Raw genomic sequence first — 9,685 nt, 5'->3', positions numbered from 1 at the left:
AAATGTGGTTTCTTACAAAGAAACAGGGCTATTTAATCTGGCTATAAATTCTTGATTTTGTTACTGAATTTTTCTTTGTAAAAATCATTTAGCTATAAACTAATTGTGATAATACTCCAATCCCGCTTCTGATAACATTCTCTCGAAGCGCAAATTCTGCTCCTCGTTGATTTTAAGATTGTAGCGATGAACGATCCCGTCGAGCATCCGGGTTTCTTGTAAATAAATGGTTTTCATGTATTTAGTTTTAGGGCGGACGGCTTGGGGCGGTGAATATATGATGCTTATTTCGTATGTCGAGAATAACTGCGTCAACATCTCGAACTTGACAAGGACGAAATCAACCGCATTCAACAAAGACTAAAAATACTCAGGACCTTATTTAATGTCTTGCGGCTTCTTGGATCTCCGAAATCTTCCAAAATAAGGAATCGCTCTACACCGTATTTCCCGGCAATTTTCTCACTGTCGGCGTCAATGGTACTGTTAATTATGCTTTCTATGATCTTTGCATAGATTTGAGTGGCTGTAATGTGTGTTTATGTCCAAATATTTTGTTCAATGCAATAACGGTAGCCGTTTATTTGTGAAATGGTTATAATGAATGTGTGCCTTGCGAGGTGAAACGTGAGATGCTTATCGATGTCACATTGCTTTGCGATCTGTTTTAATATTCGATTGATTGTTCGCAAGGTCAGCATCGGAAATGTCTTGTCCGTGCCGGATACATCTTGGCGCTTATTCTGGATATTCCACGCCACGGGCAATATTTGACAACATGCTGTACTTTTATTTTTAGCGGCTACCGTTGATCTACTAATTGCTTTTATGGTCCTGTTTGACCTGTGCACAACTCAAACATTGCATATCCCGATTACTGATACCAGTAAAGCAAGAAAAGCAGGTTAGAACAAAATCCTGGTTCATTTTCTGTAACGCTACTGTCTGTAATTGTCGAATCTCCTCTTCGGTCAGAAATGCCTGTTCCGGAATCGTAGCGCTATAACGATGCGAGGCAAAAAGATTGCGCGGCATAATGCCGTCGTTGAAAGCGATCTTCACAACATTCACTAGGCGGTCCAGAAGGAGCTTGATATGGTTGGCTTCAACACTTTTGCCTTTAGCATGACCTCCTTTGACTTCTCAGATGGAACATGGGGCGGAAATCTTCGCACTGAATTGGGCAATGCTCCATTGATGGTGATACGGTGCATAAGTTTGGCTTTTGATGGTTGTAAAATTAAATTCGGCGAAGCCGTTTGTTAAGATGCGTAACTGTATAATGATTTGAAAACATGTTGTTTATGCATTGGGAAGCAAGTCCAAACGAGGCGCTGATTTAGAAATGGAAACCCCGTTTAATACTACTTTCTTATGTATATGACACCTCCGAGATCATTTAAAACGTTGCATATAAAACATTGCTAACCTTGTTAGGTGCTTATTTTTTCGTACTTTTGTCTCCTGGAGTTCTTTTGACATCAGAAGAACATAAAAATGAATTTTATTAAACTTTTTTATGAAAGTTTTGGTAATAGGCGGCGGCGGCCGTGAACACGCTATTGTCGACGCCCTGTCGCGCTCGCCGCAGGTCGAAAAAATCTACTGTGCCCCCGGGAATGCGGGTATCGCACGGCAGGCCGAGTGTGTGCCTGTCCGGGAGACCGAGGTGGAGCGCCTGCGCGATTTTGCCGCGGAGAACGGCATCGGCCTCACGGTCGTAGGCCCCGAAGTGGCGCTGGCGGCGGGAGTCGTCGACTGTTTCAAAACCGCGGGACTGCGGATTTTCGGTCCCACGAAAGCCGCGGCGCGCATCGAGTCGTCGAAGGAGTTTGCCAAGTGCCTGATGGCCAAATACAATATTCCGACGGCGGGATTCCGCGCGTTCACCGATTATGCCGAAGCGCTGGCCTACGTCGGGGGCCGTCCCCTGCCTGCGGTGCTCAAATACGACGGACTGGCCGCCGGCAAAGGCGTGGTGATTGCCGAAACGATGGAGGAAGCCGAAAAGGCCCTGAAAGATATGCTGCTCGACGATAAGTTCGGCGAAGGCAAGGTCGTCGTCGAAGATTATCTCGAAGGCCCCGAGTTTTCGTTCATGTGCTTCGTTTCGGGCAGCCGCGTCTGGCCGATGGTGCTGGCACAGGACCACAAGCGTGCCTACGACGGCGACGAAGGCCCCAATACGGGCGGCATGGGCGCTTATTCGCCCCTGCCTTTCATTACGGCGGAGGACGAGCGCTATGCTATGGAGAAGGTCATGCGGCCCGTTGCCGAGGCGATGATAGCCGAAGGATGTCCTTTCGAAGGGGTGTTGTACGGCGGTCTGATGAAGACTGCACGGGGCATCGAAGTCATCGAGTTCAACGCCCGTTTCGGCGATCCCGAGACCGAGGTGGTGCTGCCGCGCCTGAAGAGCGACATCGTCGACATTTTCTGCGCCGTTGCCGAGGGCCGCGATACGCAGTTGGAGTGGCACGATTTTGCCACGCTGGGCATTGTGCTTGCCTCGAAGGGCTATCCCGGCGATTATGAAAAAGGACACGAGATCAAAGGGCTCGACCGGACCGAAGGCGCTGTTTATCACATGGGAACCAAGGCCGACGGCGACCGTGTGCTGACTGCCGGAGGCCGCGTGCTGTTCGTGGTGGGCAAGGGGCGCGACCTGGCCGAGGCGCGGGAAAATGCGTTGGCCGACGTTGCGCGCATCGACTGCGACAACCTGTTCCACCGCACGGACATCGGACATTGGGCATTGAAAAAGTAAAACGAAATCTATGGTAATCAGCGGAAAAGAACTTTCAGCGAAACTAAAACTCGAAATGGCGGCCGAAGTGGCCACATTCGAAGGTAAATACGGCCGTGTGCCGCACCTGGTGGTAATCCTCGTGGGCGAAGATCCCGGCAGCGTGAGCTATGTGACCGGCAAAGCCAAGGCTTCGGCCGAGGTGGGTATCCGGAATACGACGATCCGCAAGCCGGAGTCGATCGCCGAGTCCGAATTGCTGGACATCATCGCCGCGCTGAACCTCGACGACGATGTCGACGGCATCCTGGTACAGTTGCCCCTGCCGAAGCATATCGACGAGGACAAGGTGATCGCAGCCATCGACAAGTCGAAGGATGTCGACGGTTTTCATCCCCTGAACGTCGCTGCGTTGTGGCAGAAGCAACCCTGCACGCTCCCCTGTACGCCGAAGGGTATCCTCAAGATGCTGCGGGCGGCAGGCGTGGAGATCGCAGGCAAGCGCGCCGTGGTGATCGGCCGGAGCAACATCGTAGGACTTCCCGTGTCGAAACTGCTGCTCGATGCGAACGCCACGGTGACGATGGCCCACAGCCGTACGCGCAACCTCGGCGAGGTGACGCGCGGGGCGGAGATTCTGGTGGTGGCTATCGGTCGGCCGAAGTTCGTCACGGCGGACATGGTGTCGGACGGCGCCGTGGTGATCGACGTGGGTGTCAACCGCGATCCGGAGACGGGCAAACTGTGCGGCGATGTCGATTTTGCCGCCATCGAACCCAAAGCCTCGGTCATCACCCCGGTTCCGGGAGGCGTCGGGCCGATGACGATCTGCTGCCTGATGGAGAATACGATCGAATGTTTTCTCCGGCGGATGCGCCGATAAAGGATAACCGGGGCGACAGTCCCGGTTTTTTATTCGTAACGGCATGGATGATAACGCATATACGATTGTAAACGGCCGCGTGCTGACCCCTGCGGGCTGGCTTGCGGGGGCTTCGCTGGTGATCCGTGCAGGACGTATTGCCGCGGTATGCCCTGACGGCGGCGTTGCCGCAGGGACCGAACCTGTCGATGCGCAGGGGCTCTGCGTTGCACCGGGCTGCATCGATCTGCACGTGCACGGCGGTGGCGGGGCCGACTTTCTGGAGGCTACGCCCGAAGCGTTCCGGACGGTGGCTGAGGCGCATGCCCAATATGGAACGACGGCGCTGTATGCCACCTTGGCGGTCTTTTCGCCCGATACATTCCGCCGGGCGGTGCGCGCCTGCGGGCAGGTGCAGCGGCATCCCGGCAACGGGGCTGCGGTGCTGGGGCTTCACCTCGAAGGCAATTACCTGAATCCGGCGATGAAGGGCGGACAGCCACCGGAATATATTTCGAATCCCGATCCGGCCGAATATGAAGCCATGTTGGACGCCGCGCCGTGCATCAAACGCTGGAGTGCTGCTTCCGAACTCCCCGGGGCGCACGATTTCGCCCGCTGTGCCGTTTCGCGGGGCGTGCTGGTCGCGCTGGCCCATACGACGGCGGATTATGGGGAGGTGAAAGCCGCCTGCGCGGCGGGATTTACACATGCCACGCATTTCTACAACGCCATGACCGGGGTTCACCGTGAGGGCGAATACAAACGCGAAGGGACGGTCGAAGGCATCTATCTGACGGACGAAATGACCGTGGAGGTGATTGCCGACGGAATCCATGTTCCTCCGGCCTTGCTGCGTATGGCCTACAAATTCAAGGGTGCGGAACGGATTGCGCTGGTGACCGATTCGATGGCTGCGGGAGCGATGCCCGAGGGCGGGAAACCTTTCGATCCGCGGGTGATCGTCGAGGATGGGGTGTGCAAATTGGCGGACCGGAGCGCGCTGGCGGGAAGCATTGCCACGGCCGACCGGCTGATCCGGACGATGGTTCGGGAGGCGGGTGTTCCGCTGGAGGATGCCGTGCGCATGGCCTCCGAAACCCCGGCTCGTATCATGGGCATTTCGGACCGGAAAGGAACGCTCGAAGCGGGGAAGGATGCGGATGTCATCCTTTTCGACGACGACATAACCGTCAGGGCTGTTTTCGTCGGAGGCCGCCGGGTGAAGTGATGTGCGGTCGTGAAAAGAGCCGGACTTTCTGAAAAGTCCGGCTCTTTTGTGTTATTGTTTGTCGTAGACGGCAGTCAGTTTTTCCGGCAGCAGTCCTTCCGGGTTTCGCCGCCAGACCATTGCCCGGTCGGTCGCCGTGTCGCCCGTACCGAAATCGAAGCGGTCCGGGGAGACGAACTCCGCCGGAATGTCGCCTTCGAATCCGAATCGGCCGTAGAAATCCCGCAGCCACTCCTTGCCGGGCGTCGGGATCAGCAGCGCCGCGTCGTCGCCTTGCTCCGCGATCCGTTCCATTGCCTCGCGCATCAGTTGCGAGGCCAGCCCGCGGCCCTGGAATGCGGGGTCCGTCGCTACGCCGTAAATATAGGTCGTGCGGCCCAGTTCCGTCTGGAACGGCAGGAGGTGGAGCATCGCCGCCATGTGTCCTTCGACCTCGGCCGTCAGCATCCTATTGCGCGAATAGTAGCGCATGATGAACGAATCGGCAAACTGTTCGTCATCGCCGAAAGCCTTCGTCCACAACTCCTTGCAGGCGATTTCGTCGGGGTGCATGCAGATTGCCGCGAATTTGTGCTGCAGGAAAGCGGGGTGGTAGGAGAGTTTGGCCTGCCGCAGTCCGTCCAGCCCGAGGTCCTCTTCGCGGTTGATCAGCGTGAAACGCTCGGGAAGATGCTGGGCGAAGAGTTTGTTGATGATCGTGAAGGCGCCGTCGAACTCCGTGTCGGCTTTTTCGACATGGGTGTCGAAAGTATGGTCGTTGACAGCCGAACCGTAGGTGAAGGCCGCAAGCCGGTCGCCGACGTAGATACATCCGCCGATCAGGCCCAGTTCGTCGAAATGCTCGAAGGCCCGCTGCATGGCGCGCTGTTCGGCGCACAACTCCGACGTGTGGCCGTCGTGGCCCCTGCGCCACTCGCGTTCGAGGGCCATGCACTCCCCGAAACGTTCGGGTGTGAGCTCTTCGTAGCGGTAGTCGGGGTATTCGGCCGTGAAGCGGTTGATGTGGTTGCGTTTGGGCTGGTAACGGCGCCCGGTGAGGTTGCGCAGGTCGTCGGCGTTGTAGACATAGTCTTCCAGCGCGCGGTCCGACTCGAATGCGAAGTGGCAGGGGTGGACCCGGCGGATCGTGTCGCGCCCTTCGTCCGTCAGGCCGATGATACGCAGCCGCTGCCCGTGGGCATGGGCATCCTCGCGCAGGACGGGGATGATCGGGCCGAAATTGCCCTCGCCGACAGGCTGCATGTAGCCGATACGCTCGCCGCCGTCGATCTGGAAGCGGATCACGAGGAATCCGCCGATCTCGGCCCACGCGCTGTGGAACACGGCCTGCCAGCAGTACATGTTGGCAAAGGCGAGGTCGCAGTTACAGATGCCCGAAGGCATGGTATAGCGCTCGATGACCGCCCGGTCTTCGAGGCGCACGGGTTTGAATTCAATCATTGGGGGTGTAACTCTTGCGTTCGATATGGGTGTAATACTGCTGGACAAGGGCCTGGAAATCGGAGATTTGCGACGCTTCCGCGGGCGCGGGATTTCCGGCATGACGCGGTGCGACGGTGCTGCCCGCGTCGTCGAAACGCAGGACCGCATCCCCCGTGAGGGCGCGGAACTGTCCGTCGTACGACACCGACCACCGGGGGCGCTCCGGCTCGTTCAATACGTCGCGGCCGAAGGCGAAATAGGGCTTGCGGTTGCCCGTGAGACCCAGTACGGTGGGCATGATGTCGAGTTGCTGCGTGACCTCCTCGACTTCTCCCCGGAGGGCTCCGTCGGGGGTGTAGATGAAACCGATGATGTGCATGTTGCCGGGGTAGGAGCGCGTCTCTTCGGCGAACTTCTCGCTCGATACGTGGTCGGCCACGAAGACGAAAACCGTGCGGCGGAACCACTCTTCGCCGCCGAAGCGCTCGAAGAAGAGGCGGAACGCCTGGTCGTCGTAGGCCACCCCTTTGTGGATTCGGGTGTAGCCGTCGGGCAGCGTCGAGGCGTATTTTTCGGGCACGACGAACGGATGGTGCGACGAGAGGGTGAACAGCGCTGCGAAGAACGGTTCGGGGGTTTCCGCCAGCTCTTCCCCGGTGAATTGCAGGAACTCTTCGTCCCAGATACCCCAGTAGCCGTCGAAATCGCCTGTGCCGTGCCTGGCCTCGTAGTCCTCGCGGCTCACGAGCCGCTCGACGCCCGCCGAACGGGCATAGGCTCCGAAGCCCATCGAACCGCGTTCCGAGCCGCAGAAGAAGGCCGTCGAATAGCCTTTGTCCGCAAGCATCGCAGGCAGTTGACGGCTTTCGCCCAACGACTGCGGCATCAGCACGAAAGGGGTGCGGAACGACGGGATGCTTCCCAGCACCGAAGGCATGGCCTGGATCGAGCGTGTGCCGTTTGCATACATTTGCTTGAACACCAGTCCGTTCTGCATCAGCGAATCGAGAAACGGCGTGAAGCCTTTCACCGCGCGGTCGGCATAGACTTCCGGGCAGAGATAGGCCGAGTGTTCGGCCGACATGCTCTCCATGATGAAGACCATCACGTTGCGGCCCGAGAGGTCGACAGCCGCGCTGTCGGCAGGCTGGTGCACGGGCGTAAAGTGCTGCGGCAATTCCTCCGGGGGGAAATATTTTTTGTATTTGACGCTCCCCGCGCTTCCCACAGTGCGCAGAATGCAGAACGGGTTGCTCAGGATGAGGTTGGCCTTGCCGCTGTCGGCAGTGTAGAGCGTGGCGTTGGAAAGGGTGATCGGACGGGTCATGCGGGTCATACCGCCGCGCATCCCGGCGATGCTCAGGGCGGCGGCCAGTGCGAAAACGACCGTGCCGCCGGCGTAGTAGGCCCAGCCGCGGCTGAAGAGGCTCTCTTCGCGGACTTTACGACGGTAGCCCCATGCCAGCAGGGCTGTGAGGGCGATCCACAGGAGCACGAGATACCAGTTCTCGGCCATGAACTTCCCGACCAACTGCGCCGAATTGTCGTTGTCGGCGAAGAAGATTTCGTCGGCCGTGAAACGCTTCTGCGTGTAGCGGAAATAGACCGTGTCGGCAAGGTTCGTCGCCGTGACCAGCAGGGAGTTGACCACTACATAGTACCAGAAGAGCATTGCCCTGTACCAGCGCCGTTCGCGCAGGTGCAGGGGCATGAGTGACAGCAGGATGAACACACCGTCGGCGTAGACGACCGACGCGGTGTCGAATTTCAGCGATCCGGCCAGGAGTTGCCCCAGTTCGCTCCAGGCCAGGGGCCCGAGTTCGGCGGCATTGTAGATGTAAAACGCCGCACGGCAGAGCATCAGCACCGCATAAAGCAGTACGATGCGCCACACGAGCAGTGCCAAGGGCGTATGGAGCAGGCGTGATAGGGGAGCTGTTATTTGAACCGGTGTTCGTTTCATGGAGCGTCTGTTTAACGGGGCAGGTCGTTGTGGCGGCCTGTGGCTGCGTTCGCTGGCCTGATCCCACCCCAAACCCCTCCCGAGGGAGGGGCCTGGTTCGGGGTGCGACTCTACTTTATTCGCAGGCTTTCAGCGACATGTCGAGCGACTTGATCTGATGCGTCAGTGCGCCTACCGAGATGAAGTCGACGCCGCACTGGGCGTAGTCGCGCATCGTCTCCAGCGTGATGCCGCCGCTCGATTCGGTTTCACAGCGTCCGGCGACCTTCTCGACCGCTTTGCGGGTCATTTCGGGCGTGAAGTTGTCGAACATGATGCGGTCGACGCCGCCTGCCGCGAACACCTCGTCGATGTCTTCCAGCGAGCGGACTTCGCATTCGATCGGGAGGTTCTTGCCTTTGGCTTTGAGGTACTCTCTGACGCCGGTGATCGCCGGACGGATGCCGCCTGCGAAGTCGATGTGGTTATCCTTCAGCAGGATCATGTCGAACAGGCCCATGCGGTGGTTCTCGCCGCCGCCGATCTTCACGGCCATCTTGTCCAGTACGCGCATGCCGGGCGTGGTCTTGCGCGTGTCGAGGACGCGGGTGTGGAGGCCTTCCAACTGCTTGACGTAAACGGCCGTCTGGGTCGCCACGCCGCTCATGCGCTGCATGATGTTCAGCAGGATGCGTTCGGCCTGCAACAGCGACCGGAGGCTTCCCGAGACGTAGAAAGCCACGTCGCCGGGCTTCACGCGGTCGCCGTCGCTGAGGATCTGTTCGAATTTCATCTCCGGGTCGAGACGCTGCAACACGAGTTGTGCGATTTCGATGCCGGCGATCGTGCCCTCCTGCTTGCACAGCAGGCGCATGCGCCCGTGTTCTCCGGCAGGGATGCACGAGAGCGACGTGTGGTCGCCGTCACCGATGTCCTCTTTGATGCAGAGTTCGATCAATTCATCTACGAAAGGTTTGTATTCGGGTTTCATAACGTTGATTTATTGAATGATTGTGCCGTTGAAAGCGGCGGTATGATTCAGTCGGTAGGTTGCATTGACGCAGGTGAACGTCAGGTAGAACGTCGAGGCGTTGTTGGTCAGCCGGCATTCGAAGTTCGAGATCACGTAGTCCTCGTAGGGGGCGCCGCCGATCTCGGGAACGATTGTTCCTGCATGTTCGAAGTAGGTCGTTCCGCCGTCGTTGCGGCAGGCGAGTTTCGGGAAGACGATGGTTTTCACCGGTTCGCGCGGATTGTCGGTGAATTTCACGTCTTTCATCGTCAGCGAGACGCTTTTGTCAGACTGCTCGTCGAGGCTGCATACGACGTTCGACGCCCGGTTGGTCTCGTCGCCCGTCGAGGCGTCGGTTACCACCAGCAGGCAGTCGTACGACCCGGTGTCGGGCGTGAAGTTGTCGTCGTCGTTATCGCAGGCCGTGAAAACGGCGGCGGCCAACAGCAGGAAGAGGAATTTTTTCATGC

Annotated in this window: 7 protein-coding genes; 3 read left to right on the top strand and 4 right to left on the bottom strand. The window is 58.0% G+C overall.

The features are described from left to right. The first annotated feature begins 1,519 nt into the window (after positions 1-1,519). Genes purD through nagA form a run of 3 tightly spaced genes read left to right on the top strand, consistent with a single transcriptional unit; the run spans position 1,520 to position 4,839 of the window. Positions 1,520-2,767: a phosphoribosylamine--glycine ligase gene (purD, locus tag KG007_RS03220; RefSeq protein WP_195458570.1), complete on the top strand. Its 1,248-nt coding sequence runs from the start codon at positions 1,520-1,522 to the stop codon at positions 2,765-2,767. Between the two features lie 10 nt (positions 2,768-2,777). Continuing rightward, positions 2,778-3,629: a bifunctional methylenetetrahydrofolate dehydrogenase/methenyltetrahydrofolate cyclohydrolase FolD gene (gene folD / locus KG007_RS03215; RefSeq protein WP_195458569.1), complete on the top strand. Its 852-nt coding sequence runs from the start codon at positions 2,778-2,780 to the stop codon at positions 3,627-3,629. A 43-nt stretch (positions 3,630-3,672) separates the two neighbouring features. Continuing rightward, positions 3,673-4,839, top strand: coding sequence for an N-acetylglucosamine-6-phosphate deacetylase (nagA, locus tag KG007_RS03210; RefSeq protein ID WP_213347323.1), 1,167 nt, complete (start codon positions 3,673-3,675; stop codon positions 4,837-4,839). A 51-nt stretch (positions 4,840-4,890) separates the two neighbouring features. On the opposite strand, the gene KG007_RS03205 is transcribed toward nagA, so the two are convergent. The 4 genes from KG007_RS03205 to KG007_RS03190 form a co-directional block, all read right to left on the bottom strand. Next, positions 4,891-6,279 carry a GNAT family N-acetyltransferase gene (locus KG007_RS03205; protein WP_213347322.1) on the bottom strand — a complete coding sequence of 463 codons (1,389 nt, stop codon included), beginning with the start codon at positions 6,277-6,279 and terminating at the stop codon, positions 4,891-4,893. Then, positions 6,272-8,224 carry an LTA synthase family protein gene (locus KG007_RS03200; RefSeq protein ID WP_213347321.1) on the bottom strand — a complete coding sequence of 651 codons (1,953 nt, stop codon included), beginning with the start codon at positions 8,222-8,224 and terminating at the stop codon, positions 6,272-6,274. Before KG007_RS03200 ends, KG007_RS03205 begins: the two co-directional genes overlap by 8 nt. A gap of 115 nt (positions 8,225-8,339) precedes the next feature. Then, positions 8,340-9,194, bottom strand: coding sequence for a carboxylating nicotinate-nucleotide diphosphorylase (nadC, locus tag KG007_RS03195; RefSeq protein WP_195458565.1), 855 nt, complete (start codon positions 9,192-9,194; stop codon positions 8,340-8,342). Positions 9,195-9,203: 9 nt separating this feature from the next. Beyond that, the gene (locus KG007_RS03190) at positions 9,204-9,683 is read right to left on the bottom strand and encodes a hypothetical protein (RefSeq protein ID WP_195458564.1); all 480 of its coding nucleotides are present in this window, start codon (positions 9,681-9,683) and stop codon (positions 9,204-9,206) included. Positions 9,684-9,685: the final 2 nt, after the last annotated feature.

It is taken from the genome of Alistipes montrealensis, from assembly GCF_018362775.1.
Lineage (GTDB): Bacteria > Bacteroidota > Bacteroidia > Bacteroidales > Rikenellaceae > Alistipes > Alistipes montrealensis.
This window is presented reverse-complemented; position numbering and strand designations above follow the sequence as displayed.

Coding starts and splice junctions, on each gene's coding strand:
- purD (WP_195458570.1), top strand. CDS start 1,520: ATGAAAGTTTTGGTAATAGGCGGCGGCGGCCGTGAACACGCTATTGTC.
- folD (WP_195458569.1), top strand. CDS start 2,778: ATGGTAATCAGCGGAAAAGAACTTTCAGCGAAACTAAAACTCGAAATG.
- nagA (WP_213347323.1), top strand. CDS start 3,673: ATGGATGATAACGCATATACGATTGTAAACGGCCGCGTGCTGACCCCT.
- KG007_RS03205 (WP_213347322.1), bottom strand. CDS start 6,279: ATGATTGAATTCAAACCCGTGCGCCTCGAAGACCGGGCGGTCATCGAG.
- KG007_RS03200 (WP_213347321.1), bottom strand. CDS start 8,224: ATGAAACGAACACCGGTTCAAATAACAGCTCCCCTATCACGCCTGCTC.
- nadC (WP_195458565.1), bottom strand. CDS start 9,194: ATGAAACCCGAATACAAACCTTTCGTAGATGAATTGATCGAACTCTGC.
- KG007_RS03190 (WP_195458564.1), bottom strand. CDS start 9,683: ATGAAAAAATTCCTCTTCCTGCTGTTGGCCGCCGCCGTTTTCACGGCC.